General features: G+C 59.6%; 14 protein-coding genes, 2 tRNA genes, 3 rRNA genes and 1 pseudogene. 12 read left to right on the top strand and 8 right to left on the bottom strand.

From position 1 onward, the window contains the following. Positions 1–145 precede the first annotated feature (145 nt). Both OH764_RS15080 and OH764_RS15085 read left to right on the top strand, forming a co-directional pair. Positions 146–1,354 carry a M20 aminoacylase family protein gene (locus OH764_RS15080; protein ID WP_498847328.1) on the top strand — a complete coding sequence of 403 codons (1,209 nt, stop codon included), beginning with the start codon at positions 146–148 and terminating at the stop codon, positions 1,352–1,354. 31 nt (positions 1,355–1,385) lie between these two features. Continuing rightward, positions 1,386–1,549 (top strand): annotated as a pseudogene (locus OH764_RS15085) (lipocalin family protein); the annotation flags it as partial. A 100-nt stretch (positions 1,550–1,649) separates the two neighbouring features. Here the strand turns inward: OH764_RS15085 and rrf are convergent. The 6 genes from rrf to OH764_RS15115 all read right to left on the bottom strand — a co-directional run bounded on the left by rrf (position 1,650) and on the right by OH764_RS15115 (position 8,215). Next, a 5S ribosomal RNA gene (gene rrf / locus OH764_RS15090) occupies positions 1,650–1,763 on the bottom strand. Between the two features lie 214 nt (positions 1,764–1,977). Next, a 23S ribosomal RNA gene (locus OH764_RS15095) occupies positions 1,978–4,856 on the bottom strand. Positions 4,857–5,158: 302 nt separating this feature from the next. Beyond that, positions 5,159–5,234, bottom strand: a tRNA-Ala gene (locus OH764_RS15100). A 54-nt stretch (positions 5,235–5,288) separates the two neighbouring features. After that, a tRNA-Ile gene (locus tag OH764_RS15105) sits at positions 5,289–5,365 on the bottom strand. Between the two features lie 75 nt (positions 5,366–5,440). Beyond that, positions 5,441–6,973, bottom strand: a 16S ribosomal RNA gene (locus OH764_RS15110). Together the 16S, 23S and 5S rRNA genes with 2 tRNA genes alongside form the textbook arrangement of a ribosomal RNA operon. A gap of 465 nt (positions 6,974–7,438) precedes the next feature. Next, positions 7,439–8,215, bottom strand: coding sequence for an enoyl-CoA hydratase (locus tag OH764_RS15115; RefSeq protein WP_087754929.1), 777 nt, complete (start codon positions 8,213–8,215; stop codon positions 7,439–7,441). Between the two features lie 130 nt (positions 8,216–8,345). Here OH764_RS15115 and paaN point away from each other — a divergent pair, with 130 nt between their 5' ends. The 5 genes from paaN to paaK all read left to right on the top strand — a co-directional run bounded on the left by paaN (position 8,346) and on the right by paaK (position 14,211). Further along, positions 8,346–10,046: an aldehyde dehydrogenase family protein gene (paaN, locus tag OH764_RS15120; protein WP_498847329.1), complete on the top strand. Its 1,701-nt coding sequence runs from the start codon at positions 8,346–8,348 to the stop codon at positions 10,044–10,046. A 121-nt stretch (positions 10,047–10,167) separates the two neighbouring features. Continuing rightward, complete coding sequence (pcaF, locus tag OH764_RS15125; protein WP_498847330.1) at positions 10,168–11,370, top strand: thiolase family protein; 1,203 nt, start codon at positions 10,168–10,170, stop codon at positions 11,368–11,370. Positions 11,371–11,423: 53 nt separating this feature from the next. Beyond that, positions 11,424–12,215: an enoyl-CoA hydratase gene (gene paaG, locus OH764_RS15130; protein WP_498847331.1), complete on the top strand. Its 792-nt coding sequence runs from the start codon at positions 11,424–11,426 to the stop codon at positions 12,213–12,215. 1 nt (position 12,216) lies between these two features. Then, on the top strand, positions 12,217–12,705 hold the full coding sequence (paaI, locus tag OH764_RS15135) for a hydroxyphenylacetyl-CoA thioesterase PaaI (RefSeq protein ID WP_498847332.1): 489 nt from the start codon (positions 12,217–12,219) through the stop codon (positions 12,703–12,705). Positions 12,706–12,906: 201 nt separating this feature from the next. Further along, positions 12,907–14,211 carry a phenylacetate--CoA ligase PaaK gene (gene paaK, locus OH764_RS15140; RefSeq protein WP_020070706.1) on the top strand — a complete coding sequence of 435 codons (1,305 nt, stop codon included), beginning with the start codon at positions 12,907–12,909 and terminating at the stop codon, positions 14,209–14,211. A 106-nt stretch (positions 14,212–14,317) separates the two neighbouring features. Here the strand turns inward: paaK and mltA are convergent, their stop codons facing one another. Further along, a complete protein-coding gene (mltA, locus tag OH764_RS15145; protein ID WP_498847333.1) occupies positions 14,318–15,472 on the bottom strand; it encodes a murein transglycosylase A in 1,155 nt (384 codons plus the stop codon). Here mltA and OH764_RS15150 point away from each other — a divergent pair. Next, a complete protein-coding gene (locus OH764_RS15150; RefSeq protein WP_020070704.1) occupies positions 15,471–15,632 on the top strand; it encodes a hypothetical protein in 162 nt (53 codons plus the stop codon). The two genes, mltA and OH764_RS15150, sit on opposite strands and share 2 nt — an antisense overlap. Positions 15,633–15,713: 81 nt before the next feature. Here OH764_RS15150 and apaG read toward each other — a convergent pair whose 3' ends face one another. Then, a complete protein-coding gene (apaG, locus tag OH764_RS15155; protein WP_020070703.1) occupies positions 15,714–16,088 on the bottom strand; it encodes a Co2+/Mg2+ efflux facilitator ApaG/CorD in 375 nt (124 codons plus the stop codon). A 289-nt stretch (positions 16,089–16,377) separates the two neighbouring features. On the opposite strand from apaG, the gene rpe reads away from it, so the two are divergent. The 4 genes from rpe to OH764_RS15175 all read left to right on the top strand — a co-directional run bounded on the left by rpe (position 16,378) and on the right by OH764_RS15175 (position 20,265). Next, complete coding sequence (gene rpe, locus OH764_RS15160; protein WP_027779421.1) at positions 16,378–17,061, top strand: ribulose-phosphate 3-epimerase; 684 nt, start codon at positions 16,378–16,380, stop codon at positions 17,059–17,061. Positions 17,062–17,073: 12 nt separating this feature from the next. After that, positions 17,074–17,790, top strand: coding sequence for an HAD family hydrolase (locus tag OH764_RS15165; RefSeq protein ID WP_498847334.1), 717 nt, complete (start codon positions 17,074–17,076; stop codon positions 17,788–17,790). A 374-nt stretch (positions 17,791–18,164) separates the two neighbouring features. Then, positions 18,165–19,658: an anthranilate synthase component I gene (gene trpE / locus OH764_RS15170; RefSeq protein ID WP_020070700.1), complete on the top strand. Its 1,494-nt coding sequence runs from the start codon at positions 18,165–18,167 to the stop codon at positions 19,656–19,658. A gap of 13 nt (positions 19,659–19,671) precedes the next feature. Further along, positions 19,672–20,265: an aminodeoxychorismate/anthranilate synthase component II gene (locus tag OH764_RS15175; RefSeq protein ID WP_498847335.1), complete on the top strand. Its 594-nt coding sequence runs from the start codon at positions 19,672–19,674 to the stop codon at positions 20,263–20,265. Position 20,266 lies beyond the last annotated feature (1 nt).

A 20,266-nucleotide genomic window follows, 5' to 3' on the forward strand; every position in this document is an offset into this window, starting at 1 on the left:
GCCGGATTTTATTACGTCCGTCGGCGCTTGCCTGCATGCTGCCGCCAAAAAGGCTTCGGCGTAGAATCGTTAGCACTGCGTCCGGGCGCAACTCGCCCGAGCGATTCCTTGCAAGTCAAAAGCTAAAGCGCATCGACACTCTATTATGAAACTGATCCCCGAAATTCAAGCTGCTCACGGAGAAATACAGAGTCTTCGACGAACGATCCACGCTCACCCCGAACTGCGTTACGAAGAGACTGCGACCGCTGATCTCGTCGCCAGAACGCTTGAGTCGTGGGGCATAGAAACTCACCGTGGATTGGGAAAGACAGGCGTAGTTGGCGTCCTCAAACGCGGAAACAGTACACGTTCTGTCGGTCTGCGCGCCGACATGGATGCGCTGCCAATCCAGGAACTGAACAGCTTCGAACACAAATCGAAAAACGACGGGAAAATGCATGCGTGCGGCCACGACGGCCATACAGCAATGCTGCTCGGCGCGGCGCGACATCTTGCGAAACACGGTGACTTCGACGGCACCATCGTATTCATTTTCCAGCCTGCCGAAGAAGGCGGCGCCGGTGCCCAAGCGATGATCGACGATGGATTATTCGAGAAATTCCCGGTCGACGCAGTGTTCGGCATTCACAACTGGCCGGGCATGCCTGCCGGCAAATTTGGCGTGACTGAAGGGCCGATTATGGCCTCCAGCAATGAGTTTCGTATCGAGATCAAAGGCGTCGGCTCGCACGCAGCGCTACCGCACAATGGTCGTGACCCGGTATTTACCGCCGTGCAGATCGCTAACGGATTGCAGAGCATCATCACGCGAAACAAGAAGCCGCTTGATACGGCGGTGCTCTCAATCACCCAGATTCACGCCGGCGATGCGGTCAACGTCGTTCCTAACGATGCTTGGCTCGCGGGCACAGTGCGCACGTTCACGACAGAAACGCTCGACTTGATCGAAGCGCGCATGCGCAAGATCGTAAAAAGCACGGCGGAGGCCTATGATTGCTCGGCCGAGGTGCACTTTCACCGGAACTACCCACCAACGATCAACAGCGGCGAAGAAGCCCGCTTCGCGGCGGCCGTAATGAAGGAGATCGTCGGTGCAGAGAACGTCGACGATTCCGTGGAACCCACGATGGGTGCCGAGGACTTTTCGTTCATGCTGCTGGCGAAGCGAGGGTGTTACGCGTTTCTTGGTAACGGCGACGGGGGCCACCGCGATGCGGGCCACGGTGCGGGCCCGTGCATGCTGCACAACGCCAGTTACGACTTCAACGATGAACTGCTTCCTATCGGCTCGACGTATTGGGTGCGACTTGCACAGCGCTTTCTGGCGGGGAGCGATACGACGGATCGATGAAGTTCAGATGGCACGTCGCGCTGACGTGCTGGTTGATCCGCTGATGGACGACCAGGAACTGGACTCGCGGCAGTCTACCGGCGCGGTGTACCGGGAAGGCGCGGTGCGCGCGTGAGCCGCGACGGTGCGGATCTCGGGCGGGCTTATCTGGAGCTGACGGGTTATGCGAACGCGCTGCGGATCGGCAGGCAGTGAGGCTGCAAGGTGGCCTCGCTGTCTTAGCGTCGCGTTTTTTCGCCGCGTAAACGCAGAAACCCCACCTTTGCTGGGGTGGGGTTTCTGGTGCTGCTGGGGAGCCTGACGATTACCTACTTTCACACGGGCAATCCGCACTATCATCGGCGTGGAGTCGTTTCACGGTCCTGTTCGGGATGGGAAGGGGTGGGACCGACTCGCTATGGTCATCAGGCTTTGACGGGTTGCCGTACTGCCTTTGGGGCAATACAGCCAATCGGGAAGAAGTAGTTTCTGGTGATGCTCACCAGGCGATGCGGGGTTGTGCTGTATCGGGCACAACATCGATCTCTCAACCGTGTGTGGTCTGCATAAGACCCTGCGCGTGGCGCAGGGTGGGGCATCCATAAGTGCTGAAGCACTAACGGCTGCCGAGACACACCTGTTATAGGATCAAGCCTTACGGGCAATTAGTATCAGTTAGCTGAGCACATTACTGCGCTTACACACCTGACCTATCAACGTCCTGGTCTTGAACGACCCTTCAAGGGGCTCGAAGCCCCGGGGATATCTCATCTTAAGGCGAGTTTCCCGCTTAGATGCTTTCAGCGGTTATCTCTTCCGAACATAGCTACCCGGCGATGCCACTGGCGTGACAACCGGTACACCAGAGGTTCGTCCACTCCGGTCCTCTCGTACTAGGAGCAGCCCCCTTCAAATATCCAGCGCCCACGGCAGATAGGGACCAAACTGTCTCACGACGTTTTAAACCCAGCTCACGTACCTCTTTAAATGGCGAACAGCCATACCCTTGGGACCGGCTACAGCCCCAGGATGAGATGAGCCGACATCGAGGTGCCAAACACCGCCGTCGATATGAACTCTTGGGCGGTATCAGCCTGTTATCCCCAGAGTACCTTTTATCCGTTGAGCGATGGCCCTTCCATACAGAACCACCGGATCACTATGACCTGCTTTCGCACCTGCTCGACTTGTCGGTCTCGCAGTTAAGCACGCTTATGCCATTGCACTATCAGCACGATTTCCGACCGTACCTAGCGTACCTTCGTACTCCTCCGTTACACTTTGGGAGGAGACCGCCCCAGTCAAACTGCCTACCATGCACTGTCCCCGATCCGGATTACGGACCAAGGTTAGAACCTCAAACAGATCAGGGTGGTATTTCAAGGATGGCTCCACGCAGACTGGCGTCCACGCTTCACAGCCTCCCACCTATCCTACACAGACCGGTTCAAAGTCCAATGCAAAGCTACAGTAAAGGTTCATGGGGTCTTTCCGTCTAGCCGCGGGGAGATTGCATCATCACAAACACTTCAACTTCGCTGAGTCTCGGGAGGAGACAGTGTGGCCATCGTTACGCCATTCGTGCAGGTCGGAACTTACCCGACAAGGAATTTCGCTACCTTAGGACCGTTATAGTTACGGCCGCCGTTTACCGGGACTTCAATCAGGAGCTTGCACCCCATCATTTAATCTTCCGGCACCGGGCAGGCGTCACACCCTATACGTCCACTTTCGTGTTTGCAGAGTGCTGTGTTTTTATTAAACAGTCGCAGCCACCAGTTTATTGCAACCCCTTCACCCTCCTGGCGCAGGCCAGTCAAGCTACAGGGGCGTACCTTATCCCGAAGTTACGGTACCAATTTGCCGAGTTCCTTCTCCCGAGTTCTCTCAAGCGCCTTAGAATACTCATCTCGCCCACCTGTGTCGGTTTGCGGTACGGTCTTGTTGAACTGAAGCTTAGAGGCTTTTCCTGGAACCACTTCCGATTGCTTCGTCACCGAAGTGACTGGCCTCACACCCTTGAATTACGCGCCCGGATTTGCCAAAGCGCCTTCTCCAATGCAAGGACCGGGACTTCCAACACCCGGACAACCTTCCGCGATCCGTCCCCCCATCGCATTCAACAATGGTGCAGGAATATTAACCTGCTTCCCATCAGCTACGCATTTCTGCCTCGCCTTAGGGGCCGACTCACCCTACGCCGATGAACGTTGCGTAGGAAACCTTGGGCTTACGGCGAGGGGGCCTTTCACCCCCTTTATCGCTACTCATGTCAGCATTCGCACTTCCGATACCTCCAGCACACTTTCCAGTGCACCTTCGCAGGCTTACGGAACGCTCTCCTACCATGCACATAAATGTGCATCCGCAGCTTCGGTATATGGCTTAGCCCCGTTACATCTTCCGCGCAGGACGACTCGATCAGTGAGCTATTACGCTTTCTTTAAAGGATGGCTGCTTCTAAGCCAACCTCCTGACTGTTTTAGCCTTCCCACTTCGTTTCCCACTTAGCCATATTTGGGGACCTTAGCTGGCGGTCTGGGTTGTTTCCCTCTTGACACCGGACGTTAGCACCCGATGTCTGTCTCCCGTGATTGCACTCTTCGGTATTCGGAGTTTGCTATGGCGTAGTAATCCGCAATGGACCCCACAACCATGACAGTGCTCTACCCCCGAAGGTGATACACGAGGCACTACCTAAATAGTTTTCGGAGAGAACCAGCTATTTCCAGGTTTGTTTAGCCTTTCACCCCTATCCACAGCTCATCCCCTAACTTTTCAACGTTAGTGGGTTCGGACCTCCAGTACGTGTTACCGCACCTTCATCCTGGCCATGGATAGATCACCTGGTTTCGGGTCTACACCCAGCGACTGAACGCCCTGTTCGGACTCGCTTTCGCTACGCCTGCCCTAATCGGTTAAGCTTGCCACTGAATGTAAGTCGCTGACCCATTATACAAAAGGTACGCCGTCACCCCTTACGAGGCTCCGACTGTTTGTATGCATGCGGTTTCAGGATCTGTTTCACTCCCCTCCCGGGGTTCTTTTCGCCTTTCCCTCACGGTACTGGTTCACTATCGGTCGATCACGAGTATTTAGCCTTGGAGGATGGTCCCCCCATCTTCAGACAGGATTTCACGTGTCCCGCCCTACTTGTCGTACACCTAGTTCTTCCTCGCTGTTTTCGTCTACAGGGCTATCACCTGCTATGGCGGCACTTTCCAGAGCCTTCGACTAACAATGAAGATAAAGAGTACAGGCTGCTCCCATTTCGCTCGCCACTACTCTGGGAATCTCGGTTGATTTCTTTTCCTGCGGTTACTTAGATGTTTCAGTTCACCGCGTTCGCTTCACATGACCTATGGATTCAGTCATGGATACTCCATACGGAGTGGGTTTCCCCATTCGGACATCTACGGATCAAAGCTCGTTTGCCAGCTCCCCGTAGCTTTTCGCAGGCTACCGCGTCCTTCATCGCCTGTGATCGCCAAGGCATCCACCACATGCACTTGTTCGCTTGACCCTATAACGGGTGTGTCTCTGTCGATTCACAATCGTTACAGGTTGAGTATTCGTGTTGCGCCGTATTCCAAAGCAATCTTTCGATCACTTAAAAATACATCGATACAATCACAACCCTGATTCACCTACTCATGTACCCATCTCTAAGTACACTTTCGTGAATCTCTTTACTACTTCTTCCTGATTGTTAAAGAACGTTCAGCCGATAGCGCGATTGCTGTAACCGCGTATCCTTACTGACTGGCTCAATCGCCAATGCACAACGCTCTGTGTACCTGACACAGAACCCTACGCATTGAGGATTGGTGGAGGATGACGGGATCGAACCGACGACCCCCTGCTTGCAAAGCAGGTGCTCTCCCAGCTGAGCTAATCCCCCAGTCATACAGTGACCCCAGAGGTATTCAGACGCCCAGCGCACCAGACAAGACAGTGGTGGGTCTGGATGGATTCGAACCATCGACCCCCGCCTTATCAAGACGGTGCTCTAACCGACTGAGCTACAGACCCCTGAGTCTGTCTGCGTTTCTTTACTACTACAGCCGATAAGCGTGAGCGCTCAACGTTTGACACGTCTAGCTCGAGAAAGGAGGTGATCCAGCCGCACCTTCCGATACGGCTACCTTGTTACGACTTCACCCCAGTCATGAATCCCACCGTGGTAAGCGCCCTCCTTGCGGTTAGGCTACCTACTTCTGGTGAAACCCACTCCCATGGTGTGACGGGCGGTGTGTACAAGACCCGGGAACGTATTCACCGCGGCATGCTGATCCGCGATTACTAGCGATTCCAGCTTCACGCACTCGAGTTGCAGAGTGCGATCCGGACTACGATCGGTTTTCTGGGATTGGCTCCCCCTCGCGGGTTGGCGACCCTCTGTTCCGACCATTGTATGACGTGTGAAGCCCTACCCATAAGGGCCATGAGGACTTGACGTCATCCCCACCTTCCTCCGGTTTGTCACCGGCAGTCTCCCTGGAGTGCTCTTGCGTAGCAACTAGGGACAAGGGTTGCGCTCGTTGCGGGACTTAACCCAACATCTCACGACACGAGCTGACGACAGCCATGCAGCACCTGTGTTATGGCTCCCTTTCGGGCACCCCCACCTCTCAGCAGGGTTCCATACATGTCAAGGGTAGGTAAGGTTTTTCGCGTTGCATCGAATTAATCCACATCATCCACCGCTTGTGCGGGTCCCCGTCAATTCCTTTGAGTTTTAATCTTGCGACCGTACTCCCCAGGCGGTCAACTTCACGCGTTAGCTACGTTACCAAGTCAATGAAGACCCGACAACTAGTTGACATCGTTTAGGGCGTGGACTACCAGGGTATCTAATCCTGTTTGCTCCCCACGCTTTCGTGCATGAGCGTCAGTATTGGCCCAGGGGGCTGCCTTCGCCATCGGTATTCCTCCACATCTCTACGCATTTCACTGCTACACGTGGAATTCTACCCCCCTCTGCCATACTCTAGCCCGCCAGTCACAAATGCAGTTCCCAGGTTAAGCCCGGGGATTTCACATCTGTCTTAGCGAACCGCCTGCGCACGCTTTACGCCCAGTAATTCCGATTAACGCTTGCACCCTACGTATTACCGCGGCTGCTGGCACGTAGTTAGCCGGTGCTTATTCTTCCGGTACCGTCATCCCCCACGGGTATTAACCACGAGGTTTTCTTTCCGGACAAAAGTGCTTTACAACCCGAAGGCCTTCTTCACACACGCGGCATTGCTGGATCAGGCTTGCGCCCATTGTCCAAAATTCCCCACTGCTGCCTCCCGTAGGAGTCTGGGCCGTGTCTCAGTCCCAGTGTGGCTGGTCGTCCTCTCAGACCAGCTACAGATCGTCGCCTTGGTAGGCCTTTACCCCACCAACTAGCTAATCTGCCATCGGCCGCCCCTGTAGCGCGAGGTCCCGAAGGATCCCCCGCTTTCCTCCGCAGAGCGTATGCGGTATTAATCCGGCTTTCGCCGGGCTATCCCCCACTACAGGACACGTTCCGATGTATTACTCACCCGTTCGCCACTCGCCACCAGGGTTGCCCCCGTGCTGCCGTTCGACTTGCATGTGTAAGGCATGCCGCCAGCGTTCAATCTGAGCCAGGATCAAACTCTTCAGTTCAAACCTGTTACTGTTTTCGGTTGTTTTACCAACCGGTCGCTCACTCAACGTACTGACGAAGTGTTCAACCATCTCTCGATGACCAAACCTTCCTTTCATTACTGTGTGAGACTTGATACTTTCGCTTTATGTGAATCCGAAGATCCACCCGCGTCGCGCATCAAGCGCCCACACTTATCGGCTGTTAGTTTTTAAAGATCGGTTCGCCTCACGCCGCGCTGCCTTACCACACCTACCCGGCACCGCTTCGTTCTGCGTCGCTGCATCTGCAGCAGAGAAACGAGATTATGAAGAACTCCGGCTGCGCCGTCAACAGGTTTCTGTTACTGCCTGAACCCGCTGCCACCGCTCGAAGCCTTGCCACTACTGGCTTTCCCGCTTCCCGTGCCCCGGCGTCCGGAGCACGAAAGAGCGAGATTCTAGCGAGCCGGCCAGCACCTTGCAAGCGTTATTTTGACAAGCGTATTAACGGTGCTTGAAAACCGGTTTGCGCTTCTCCACGAACGCCGCCATCCCCTCTTTTTGATCTTCCGTGGCAAAGAGCGAATGGAAGAGGCGACGCTCGAAATGCACACCTTCGGCAAGCGTCGTTTCGTATGCACGATTGACCGACTCCTTCACCATCATGACTGCCGGCAGCGGAAACTCGGCGATAGTTGCGGCGGCCGCGATCGACTCGTCAATCAAAGACGCAGCGGGAATCACGCGCGATACCAGCCCGGCGCGCTCTGCTTCAGCGGCGTCCATAAAACGCGCCGTCAGACACAGGTCCATTGCCTTAGCCTTCGAAACCGCGCGCGGCAGGCGCTGCGTGCCGCCAGCCCCCGGCATGATCCCTAATTTGATTTCCGGCTGGCCGAACTTCGCCGTGTCCGCGGCGAAGATCATGTCGCACATCATCGCCAATTCGCAGCCGCCGCCCAGTGCAAATCCCGCCACCGCTGCAATGATCGGCTTACGAATGGAGCGAACCGTCTCCCAGTTACGCGTGATGTAGTCGCCCTTGTAGACGTCCATATAGGAGTATGTCGACATCATTCCGATGTCGGCGCCGGCCGCAAACGCCTTTTCGCTGCCGGTCAACACGATCGCGCCAATCGCGTCGTCCGCATCGAACTCGCGCAGTGCCGCTCCGAGCTCGTCCATCAAAGCATCATTCAAAGCGTTCAGTGCTTTAGGACGATTCAACGTGACGAGGCCGACCCGCCCGCGCGTTTCGACCAGAATATTCTCGTAAACCATGCCGCCTCCTAGTGGTTAATCGACCGCGAAAACGCTTCGCGCAGCCATCTTAATAATGCTAACATTCCCCAACCAACCGGTCGGTCAATTATTAGACAGGCTTTTCCCAACGTACACCAAGCCCTCTGCCATGACACATCCGTTATTCACCAAGCATGAAGACACGCTGCAAAAGGCGCTCGCCGCGGTCGAAACGCGCGGTTACTGGAGCCCTTTCGTTGAAATGCCCAGCCCGAAAGTGTACGGGGAAACAGCCAACGCGGACGGCGAAGCCGCGTTCAAAGCGCATCTGAACGCAACGTTCGAGTTGGGCCAACCGTCGACCGGAGAAACCGTTGGCGCTGAAGTATCACCGTTCGGATTTCCGCTCGGCATTCGATACCCTAAATCGGATCCCGACGCCCTGCTGGCGGCCGCTGCGGACGCGCAACGCGACTGGCGCGCTGCAGGCCCCCAAGCCTGGATCGGCGTATCGCTCGAGATTCTCGCCCGCTTGAATCGAGCCAGCTTCGAGATCGGCTATAGCGTGATGCACACAACCGGTCAGGCCTTCATGATGGCCTTCCAGGCTGGGGGCCCGCACGCGCAGGACCGGGCGCTCGAAGCCGTCGTATACGCGTGGGACCAATTGCGCCGCATCCCCGCCGACGCCCACTGGGAAAAACCGCAAGGCAAGAACCCGCCTCTCGCCATGCACAAGCGCTACACGATCGTACCGCGAGGCACCGCGCTCGTTCTCGGCTGCTGCACGTTCCCGACGTGGAACGGCTATCCGGGGCTGTTCGCCGACCTCGCAACCGGCAACGCCGTGATCGTCAAACCACATCCCGGCGCAATTCTGCCGCTCGCCGTGACCGTGCGAATTGCGCGGGACGTTCTACGTGAGGCCGGTTTCGATCCAAACGTCGTCACGCTACTAGCAACTGAACCGAACGACGGCGCGATCGTCCAGAGCCTCGCCGTGCGCCCGGAGATCAAACTGATCGATTTCACCGGCAGCACGCAAAACGGCACGTGGCTCGAACGCAATGCGCATCAGGCGCAGGTCTACACCGAGAAAGCCGGCGTGAATCAGATCGTGATCGATTCGGCCGATGACATCAAAGCCGTCGCTCGCAACATTGCCTTCTCGCTCGCGCTCTATTCCGGCCAGATGTGCACCGCGCCGCAAAACATCTACGTGCCGCGCGGCGGCATCCGGACTGCGGACGGCACGCTCAGCTTCGACGAAGTCACTCAGGCCATTGCCGGCGCCGTGCAGAAACTGGTTGCCGACCCGGCCCGCGCCGTGGAACTGCTGGGCGCTATCCAGAACGAAGGCGTCGCCCAGCGGATTGACGAAGCCGCGAGGCTCGGTCGCGTGCTGGTCGAAAGCCGGGCGCTCGCGCACCCGGCTTTCGCCGGTGCCCGCGTGCGCACGCCGCTCGTGCTACAGCTCGACGCCGCAACCGACGGTGAGCAGTTCACCAAGGAATGGTTCGGCCCGATATCGTTCGTTATCGCCACCGACTCGACCGCTCACTCCCTCGATCTCGCCAGCACCATCGCAGCCGAGCACGGCGCACTCACCCTGTCCGTCTACAGCACCGACGAAGCCGTGCTCGACCAGGCACACGAGGCGTCGATTCGCGGCGGCGTTGCGCTATCAATCAATTTGACGGGCGGTGTGTTCGTCAATCAGTCGGCAGCTTTCTCTGACTTTCATGGCACCGGTGCGAATCCGGCTGCAAATGCCGCGCTCGCCGATGCGGCCTTCGTCGCGAATCGCTTCCGTGTAATTCAGAGCCGCGTTCATGTTGAACCGAAAGCCGCGCCAGCGATAGCTGGCTGAACGTCATAAGACAAACGCACGGCTTGTCCTATGCCGTTTGGCCGAATGGACCACGCCGTGCGCGCCAACTAACATGAGACATCGGATCGGCCCGCCCGCCGGTCTTCCCAGCAGGAACCTTATGAACGACGCCTATATCTGCGACGCGATTCGCACTCCCATCGGCCGCTACGGCGGCGCCCTGAAAGATGTCCGGGCCGACGACCTCGGCGCCGTGCCGATCAAGGCATTGATCGAGCGTAATCCTGGCGTGGACTGGCGTGCCGTCGACGACGTGATCTACGGCTGCGCCAATCAGGCCGGCGAAGACAACCGCAACGTCGCTCGCATGTCGGCGTTGCTCGCGGGACTGCCGGCAGACGCGCCCGGCGCGACGATAAACCGGCTGTGCGGCTCTGGCATGGACGCCGTCGGAACAGCCGCGCGCGCGATCAAGGCAGGTGAAGCGCAGTTGATGATCGCCGGCGGAGTCGAAAGTATGACTCGCGCGCCGTTCGTCATGGGCAAGGCGGCGAGCGCATTCGCGCGGCAAGCGGAAATCCACGACACGACTATTGGCTGGCGTTTCGTCAATCCGCTAATGAAGCGCCAGTACGGCGTCGATTCAATGCCTGAGACCGCGGAGAACGTGGCTGAGCAGTTTGGAATCAGCCGCGCCGATCAGGACGCGTTCGCGTTGGCCAGCCAGCAGAAGGCTGCCCGCGCGCAACGCGACGGTACGCTCGCACAGGAGATCGTCGGCGTGGAAATCGCGCAGAAAAAGGGCGATGCGATTCGTGTGACGCTCGACGAACATCCGCGGGAAACATCGCTCGAAAGCCTGGCCAGGCTCAAGGGCGTCGTCCGCCCCGACGGCACTGTAACCGCAGGCAATGCGTCGGGAGTGAACGACGGCGCTTGCGCACTCCTCATCGCCAGTGAACAGGCGGCCGACCAATATGGCCTGCGCCGCCGCGCACGTGTGGTGGGCATGGCAACGGCGGGCGTCGAGCCGCGCATTATGGGCATTGGGCCGGCACCTGCCACGCAAAAGCTGCTCAGGCAACTCGGCATGACGCTCGATCAGTTGGACGTGATCGAGTTGAACGAGGCGTTCGCATCGCAAGGCCTCGCAGTTCTGCGCATGCTCGGTCTGAGCGACGGCGACCCGCGCGTCAATCCCAACGGCGGAGCAATTGCGCTCGGCCATCCGCTCGGGGCATCGGGCGCACGCCTTGTCACGACCGCGCTGCATCAGTTGGAACGCAGCAACGGCCGCTTTGCGCTCTGCACTATGTGCATCGGCGTCGGCCAGGGCATCGCGCTCGTAATTGAACGGCTCTGACCTCTTACATAAGCGCCGCAGCCTGGCGAATAGAGACCTTGAGGAGACACCCAATGTCATATGAAGCGATCGGCCTCGACATCGACGCAGCGAGCCGCGTAGCAACCATCACGCTGAACCGCCCGGACAAGCTCAACAGCTTCACGCGTGCAATGCATCAGGAGTTGAACGCAGCGCTCAGCGAGGTCGAAACCTCGGGTGCCCGCGCTCTCGTCCTGACGGGCTCGGGGCGCGGATTCTGCGCAGGGCAAGACCTCGCCGACCTCGACTTCACGCCCGTCGCCATGACCGATCTGGGCGAATTGATCGGCTTGCACTTCAACCCTTTGATCCGCCGCCTGCAAGCGTTGCCGTTGCCCGTCATAGCGGCAGTCAACGGTACGGCCGCGGGCGCCGGTGCAAACCTTGCGCTCGCTTGCGACATCGTGCTCGCGGCTCGTTCGGCCAGTTTCATCCAGGCATTCGTGAAGATCGGCCTCGTGCCGGATTCGGGCGGCACCTGGTTCCTGCCACAGCGGGTCGGCATGGCACGCGCATTAGGACTTGCCATTACCGGCGACAAACTCAGCGCCGAAAAAGCCGAAAGCTGGGGACTTATCTGGCAAGCGGTCGACGATCAGAAACTGGCGGCAACCGCGGCCAAACTGGCTGCGCAACTCGCGCAGCAACCCACGCGCGCCATCGCCGCAATCAAGCAGGCCATGCGCGCCGGCGCAACTCAAACGCTCGATCAGCAACTCGATCTCGAACGCGATCTGCAACGCGAACTGGGTGCCTCCCACGACTATGCAGAGGGCGTGCAAGCCTTCGTCGAAAAACGCGCACCACGTTTCGAGGGCCGCTGACATGTCGACGCAACCTTCGTATCCCGCCGAAATAACACCGGACGAACTCGCCCGCGCGACCGCTGCCGCGATGTACGAAAACGATGCGTGCAGCCGCGCGCTCGGTCTCGAAATTCTGGAAGTACGCGCCGGCTACGCACGTTTGCGCATGGCCGTACGGGACGACTTCCTGAACGGTCATCAAATCTGCCATGGCGGCCTGATATTTACGCTCGCCGATTCGACCTTTGCGTTCGCCTGCAACTCGTACAACCTGAACACCGTCGCGTCAGGATGCTCGATCGAATTTCTGCGACCCGTGCATGGTGGCGACGTGCTCACCGCAGAGGCGGTCGAGCAGACATTGAGCGGCCGCACGGGCATTTACGATATTCGAGTAACCAATCGGGCGGGCGATACGGTCGCGATGTTTCGCGGCAAATCGGCGCAGATCAAAGGCAATGTGATACCGCCGATAGCGTCCGGCACGGCAGCAGCGGCACCGGACTAAGACGCAGGAACGTCGGCATGACAGACAAAGAGGCGCACGCAAGGCGCTCCTCGCAAGAGTCGCCAGTCCATAGCCGCCATTGAGCGGTGACACCGACCACCGAGCCCCCGCAGAGGCGCAGTCGGCGAACGCCGCACCTAGTTTCGCGCGTGAGCGCAACGCATACCAGACCTGAGCATTGAAGCAGCAAGGAGACATTCGATGACCACTGCCCTTCCCCTCGATCCGATCGAGACCGCCAGCCGCGACGAGCTATGCGCGCTTCAACTTGAACGGCTCAAATGGTCGCTGAACCACGCTTATGAAAACTCACCGGTCTATCGTCGCAAGTTCGACGAAGCCGGCGTCCACCCGAGCGAACTGACCACGCTTGCGGACCTCGCCCGCTTTCCATTCACGACGAAAAAAGATTTGCGTGACAGCTATCCGTTCGGAATGTTTGCCGTGCCGCAAGACAGAATCTCGCGCATTCATGCTTCGTCGGGCACGACCGGCAAGCCCACCGTCGTGGGCTACACCGCGCGCGATATCGACACGTGGGCGAATCTGGTTGCGCGTTCAATCCGCGCCGCGGGCGCCAAACCCGGCGACAAAGTTCATGTGAGCTACGGATACGGGCTGTTCACGGGCGGCTTGGGCGCCCACTACGGCGCAGAGCGCGCCGGCCTCACCGTCATCCCGTTCGGCGGCGGTCAGACTGAAAAACAGGTGCAACTGATCCAGGACTTCCGGCCCGACATCATCATGGTGACGCCGAGCTACATGCTCTCGATCGCCGACGAACTCGAACGCCAGGGCGTCGACCCGGCCAGTTGTTCGCTGCGTATCGGCATCTTCGGTGCGGAGCCGTGGACGAACGACATGCGTCATGCAATCGAAAAGCGCATGGGGATCGACGCTGTCGACATCTACGGCTTGTCGGAAGTGATGGGCCCCGGCGTGGCGTCGGAATGCGTCGAGACGAAAGACGGCCCGACGATCTGGGAAGATCATTTCTACCCAGAAATCATCGATCCCGAAACGGGCGAGGTGCTTCCGGACGGTGAACTAGGCGAACTGGTGTTCACGTCGCTGACCAAGGAAGCGTTACCCATTATCCGTTACCGGACGCGCGACCTCACGCGTCTTTTGCCGGGCAGCGCGCGCACCATGCGTCGCATGGAAAAGATCACCGGCCGCTCAGACGACATGATGATCGTGCGCGGAGTCAACGTGTTTCCCACGCAGATCGAGGAACTGCTGCTCAAGCAGCACGCGCTCGCGCCTCACTATCAAATCGTACTCACCAGGGAAGGTCCGCTCGACGTTTTGACGCTGAACGTGGAGCCTTGTCCGGAAACGGCGCCGGACACGTCCGTGTTGAACACGGCCAAGCAGGCGCTGGCCTATGACATCAAAGCGCTGATCGGCGTCAGCGCTGTGGTGAACGTGCTCGCGGTGAACGGGATTGAACGCTCGGTGGGCAAGGCGCGCCGGGTAGTCGATAAGCGCAAGTCGGGGCTGTAAGCAGCGCCTCGGAATCGCGCGAAGCTACGCCGCGGGAAAAGCGGCGGTCAGCCGGACCGCCGCACGACAGCCACTTCCGGCAAGGTTTTGCGCGCCCTAGCCCAGGTCAGGAGTTCGGCAGCAGCAACCACATCCGGCCGCCCTGCTTCATTTTGCCGGCGAGATCGCCGGCGTCGTCGCCGAGGCCCCAGAAGTAGTCTGCGCGCACTCCGCCCTTGATCGCGGAGCCGGTGTCCTGTGCAAACACGAGACGGTTCATCGGCGAATTTGTCAGCGGACGCGTGGTCTGCAAAAACACCGGTGTACCGAGAGGGATCGAAGTCGGATCGACGGCAATGGAACGCTCCGGCGTCAGCGGCACACCCAAAGCGCCGATAGGTCCGTCGGCGCCGGCTTTGGGCATGCCCTCTCCTGACGGCATCTCGCGGAAAAACACGAAGCGCGGGTTCGTATCGAGAAGCGCATCGACCCGATTCGGGTTCGCGCGCGCCCATGCCTTGATGCCTTGCATGGTGGCCTGCGCGGGGGTGAGTTCGCCGCGATCCAGGAGCCACCGTCCGATGGATTTATACGGCTGGTTGTTCGTGCCGCCAAAACCGAGGCGCATCACGCTTCCATCTTCCATCACAATGCGCCCGGAGCCCTGCACTTGCAGGAAGAACGCTTCAATCGGGTCGTCCACCCAGACGAGTTCATTGCCGTTGAGCACGCCCATGCGTTCCAGCTGCGCCCGCGGCGGCATCGCCGCGCCAGGACGATAGCTGGAAGGCCAACGATAAAGCGCCGTCTGATACACGCCGTGGCGGGTGCGCGAGCCGCGCAACAACGGCTCGTAGTAGCCGGTGACGAGTCCGTCGAGCGTGCCGTCGGTATTCGCTAGCTGAAAGGGTGTGAAATACGCTTCAAAGAATGCACGGGCGCTGGTCGCGTCGAGATCGTCGAGTTGCGCCGCCGCAGCACATGCCCGCGCCCAGTTCGCCTGGCGCGCAAGCCTCACGCAGTTCTGCCGCAATGCCGCTGTTGCGCCGATCAGCGAATCGTCCTGCCAGCCGGGAACCTGCTGCCAGGCGACCGGCGTGAGCCGCGTCGCCGAGATCTGGCCAGGAATGATCGCCGCGCCCGTGGGAGGCGAAACCACAGGTCGAACCGCACCGCCGCCACCGCAGGCGGCGAGAATCGCCGCCACTGAAAGCGCGCTGAGCCAAGCCCCGGTCGCGCGGACATAACGCCTACAATGTTCGTTCTTAATGGAAACCGCCATGTCTGATCTGTTCGACGAATACCCGATGCTCATCTTCGCGCTGGAATCGCTTCTCGCGCTGTTCCTGCTCGTGTTCATCGTTGTGTGGACGTCGTCTGGTAAAAAGAAAGCGGCGCGCGCCAGCAGCAAGGAAACACAGAAGCCGCAAGAACCGCGCTGAAGCGGCGCAGATTCACGCATTCCACGGCGCGCATAGAACCCGCGCACAGAACCGTTAAAGACCGTGAACCGCGCTCACGGTTCAATGCAATGTGCGTGGCATGCGCAGAATGAACTCCGGCACTGGCGCGTCGAAACGCTCGCCGTCTTCGGCCACGCAGAAATACTCCCCGCGCATCGTGCCGACCGGCGTCGCAATGACCGCCCAACTCGTATATTCGAACTGCTCGCCGGGCTTCAGCAACGGCTGGTGCCCGACCACGCCCAAACCCTTCACTTCCTGCACGGTCTTGTCGCTATCCGTGATCACCCAATGCCGCGCGATCAATTGTGCAGGCACCTGACCGGTGTTGCGGATGGTCAGCGTATAGGCGAACGCATACTGGCGGCGCTCCGGGTCCGACTCTTCGGGCAGGAATTGCACCTGCGCCGACACGCTGAATTCGTACTGGCTCATCCTGATTCCAATCTGGTGAAACGGGGCGACAAAATCGCTGGAAAGCCCGAGTGCCAATGGCTTAAGCGGCCATTGGCGACGCAGCGCCATGGTTTGGCATTCTGCGTCATGCGCGACATGCCCGCAACCGGACATATCCTTTGGCCAGGGACGCTTAAGGCGTTTTGCCATCCTCGCGGCTCAAGCCCGAGGCTGCGCCGCGCGTCGTTCCGGCGCCCGCCCGCCGCTTCGCGCGTGCGCGACACAACACGGTAAAATGACGCTTTCCCGCTTGCATCCGCCCGCCGCCATGACGCAATTTCGAATCGCTCCCAGCATTCTGTCCGCCGACTTCGCCCGCCTCGGGGAAGAAGTGCGCAACGTCGTCGCCGCCGGCGCCGACTGGATCCATTTCGACGTGATGGACAACCACTACGTGCCAAACCTGACGATCGGCCCGCTAGTGTGCGAGGCGATCCGTCCGCACGTGGACGTGCCTATCGACGTGCATCTGATGGTGCGTCCCGTCGACCGCATCGTGCCGGACTTCGCGAAAGCGGGCGCGAATCTGATCAGCTTCCACCCGGAAGGCTCGGACCACATCGACCGAACGTTGTCGCTGATTCGCGATCACGGCTGCAAGGCGGGCCTCGTGTTCAACCCCGCCACTTCGCTGAATTACCTCGATCACGTAATGGACAAGCTCGACCTCGTGCTGATCATGTCGGTCAACCCGGGATTCGGCGGCCAGTCGTTCATTCCCGAAGCGCTGAACAAGCTTCGCGAAGCGCGCAAACGTATCAACGCGTACAAGGAGCGCACCGGCCGCGAGATTCATCTGGAAGTGGACGGCGGCGTGAAAGTGGACAACATCGCCGAAATCGCGGCGGCCGGCGCGGATACCTTCGTGGCTGGCTCGGCGATCTTCGGCCAGCCGGATCACAAGGTCGTGATCGACAAGATGCGCGCCGCGCTCGCCAACATTCAGCACTGACACTCGCGCCACATGACCGCTTCGTTCCCTGCCCCGACTTTCAACGGCCCGCGCCTGCAAGCCGCGATCATCGACCTGGACGGCACGATGGTCGACACCGCCGACGACTTCACCGCCGGCCTGAACGGCATGCTCGCGCAACTCGACGCAGTCGAAACGTCGCGTGAAGAAGTGGTCGGCTATGTCGGCAAAGGCTCCGAGCATCTGATCCGCAGCGTGCTGGCGCCGCGCTTCGAGGCTGAGCACGCGCAGGACCGTTTCGACGAAGCGCTCGCCATTTATCAGGCCGAGTACGCGAAGATCAACGGCCTGCACACACGCCTTTATCCAGATGTGGAAGCCGGCCTCGTCGCGCTAGGCGACGCCGGCCTGAAGCTCGCGTGCGTGACCAACAAGCCGCATCGTTTCGCGCTCGAACTGCTGCAGCAATATGGGCTCGCACAATATTTCAGCGTCGTGCTCGGCGGCGACAGTCTGCCGAAAAAGAAGCCGGACCCGCTGCCCATGCTCACCGCCGCCGCGCAACTCGGAGTGGAACCGCGCGCCACGGTCGCCATCGGCGATTCGGAAAACGACGCGCTGGCGGGCCGCGCGGCAGGCATGGCGACGCTCACCGTGCCCTATGGCTACAACCATGGGCAAGCTATACAAACAATAAAATCCGATGGTATAGTTGCCTCGCTGCTGGACGCCGCCAAGGTGATCGCAGCGCACCAATCCACGACTTGAAAAGTCCTTCATCCTCATGTTTCTGAATAAAAAACGGAGTCTGATTAGCATCGACCGGGGAGCCTGGCCCTGGCGTCGCTGGTCGCGCTAACCTCGCCTGAGGTACGCTGAAGCTCGTCTTCGGCAACCGTTTTTTACTTCGCTGCGCTCACGCGTTTTTCCATCGTTCTGTTTCGCTGCATCGGCTGATTCCGCCTGCGTGTACCCACAAAAAGTACGTGCGTACATGTGTGGCTGGAACTCCGTGCTCGCGTCGATGGGAAAATCGCGCCGGTCGGTTCATCATCGAAAAACGCACGAACGCCTGACCGGCCGCGCAATGCCCCGCTTTGTCCGACGCACGCTGCCGCCGGACCTACGTACAGGATCGGAACATGACCGAACTCGAATTCCAGTCCCTCGCCAACGAGGGCTTCAACCGTATTCCGCTGATCGCCGAAGCGCTCGCCGACCTCGAAACGCCGCTCTCGCTGTACCTGAAGCTCGCGCAACCCGAGCGCAACGGCGCGAATTCGTTCCTGCTGGAGTCGGTCGTGGGTGGCGAGCGCTTTGGCCGCTATTCGTTCATCGGACTGCCGGCGCGCACGCTGCTGCGCACGCGTAACGGCGTGTCGGAAGTGGTACGCGACGGCAAGGTTGTCGAAACGCACGAGGGCGATCCGCTCGAGTTCATCCAGCAGTTTCAAAGCCGTTTCAAGGTCGCGCAGCGGCCGGGCTTGCCACGTTTCGCCGGCGGCCTCGCCGGCTATTTCGGCTACGACGCGGTGCGCTACATCGAGAAAAAGCTCGCGCATAGCGCGCCGAAAGACGATCTGAATCTGCCGGACATCCAGTTGTTGCTGACCGAGGAAGTCGCGGTGATCGACAACCTCGCGGGCAAGCTGTACCTCGTGATCTACGCCGACCCGACGCAGCCTGAGGCTTACACGAAGGCAAAGCAGCGTCTGCGCGAACTGCGTCAGCGTTTGCGGGCAACGGTCGAGCCGCCGGTCACCTCGGCGAGCGTGCGCACCGAGACGTACCGCGAGTTTGCGAAAGACGACTATCTGGCCGCCGTGCGCAAGGCGAAGGAATACATCGCCGCCGGTGAACTGATGCAGGTCCAGGTCGGCCAACGTCTGACGAAACCGTATCGCGACAACCCACTGTCGTTGTATCGCGCGCTGCGTTCGCTCAATCCGTCGCCGTACATGTATTACTACAATTTCGGCGACTTCCACGTGGTAGGTGCGTCGCCGGAAATTCTCGTGCGTCAGGAAAAGCGCGGCGAAGATCGTATCGTCACGATTCGTCCGCTCGCCGGCACGCGTCCGCGCGGCAACACGCCCGAACGCGACGCCGAACTCGCCACGGAACTGCTGAACGACCCGAAGGAAATCGCCGAGCACGTGATGCTGATCGACCTCGCGCGCAACGACGTGGGCCGCATCGCGCAGATCGGCTCTGTGGTCGTCACCGACAAGATGGTGATCGAAAAGTACTCGCACGTGCAGCACATCGTGAGTTCGGTTGAAGGCAAGCTGAAGCCCGGCACCACCAATTTCGACGTGCTCCGCGCCACTTTCCCCGCCGGCACGCTGTCGGGCGCGCCAAAAGTCCGCGCGATGGAATTGATCGACGAACTGGAACCTGTGAAGCGCGGCCTCTACGGCGGCGCAGTCGGCTATCTGTCGTTCACCGGCGAAATGGATCTGGCGATCACAATTCGCACCGGCGTGATCGCGAACGGCAATCTGTATGTGCAGGCGGCGGCGGGTGTCGTCGCGGATTCGGTGCCGGAATCCGAATGGCAAGAGACCGAGAACAAGGCGCGCGCCGTGTTGCGCGCGGCAGAGCAGGTTCAAGACGGCCTCGATAGCGACTTCTGACCGGAGACACACCATGCTGCTCATGATCGACAACTACGACTCGTTCACTTACAACCTGGTGCAGTACTTCGGCGAACTCGGCGAAGACGTGCGCACCTATCGGAACGACGAAATCACGCTGGACGAAATCGCGAAGCTCAACCCCGAGCGCATCTGCCTGTCGCCCGGCCCAAGCAATCCGCAACACGCCGGCATTACGCTCGGCGTGCTGCGCGAGTTCTCGGGCAAGACGCCGATTCTCGGCGTGTGCCTCGGCCATCAGGCGATCGGCGAAGCGTTCGGCGGCCGCGTCGTACGCGCGCAAACCATCATGCACGGCAAGGTCAGCACGATCCAGACCGATTGCAAAGGCGTGTTCTCGGATTTGCCGAAGCATTTCGTCGTGACACGCTACCACTCGCTCGCGATCGAACGCGAATCGCTGCCGGACTGTCTCGAGGTGTCGGCATGGACCGAAGACGGCGAAATCATGGGCGTGCGTCATAAGGAACTGGCCGTCGAAGGCGTTCAGTTCCATCCGGAATCGATTCTTTCCGAACACGGCCATGCGCTGCTCGAAAATTTCGTAAAGCAGTCAAAAGCGAAGCCGGCCCAACGCACCGCCTGAT

Source organism: Burkholderia sp. M6-3, from assembly GCF_050858985.1.
Classification (GTDB): domain Bacteria; phylum Pseudomonadota; class Gammaproteobacteria; order Burkholderiales; family Burkholderiaceae; genus Paraburkholderia; species Paraburkholderia caledonica.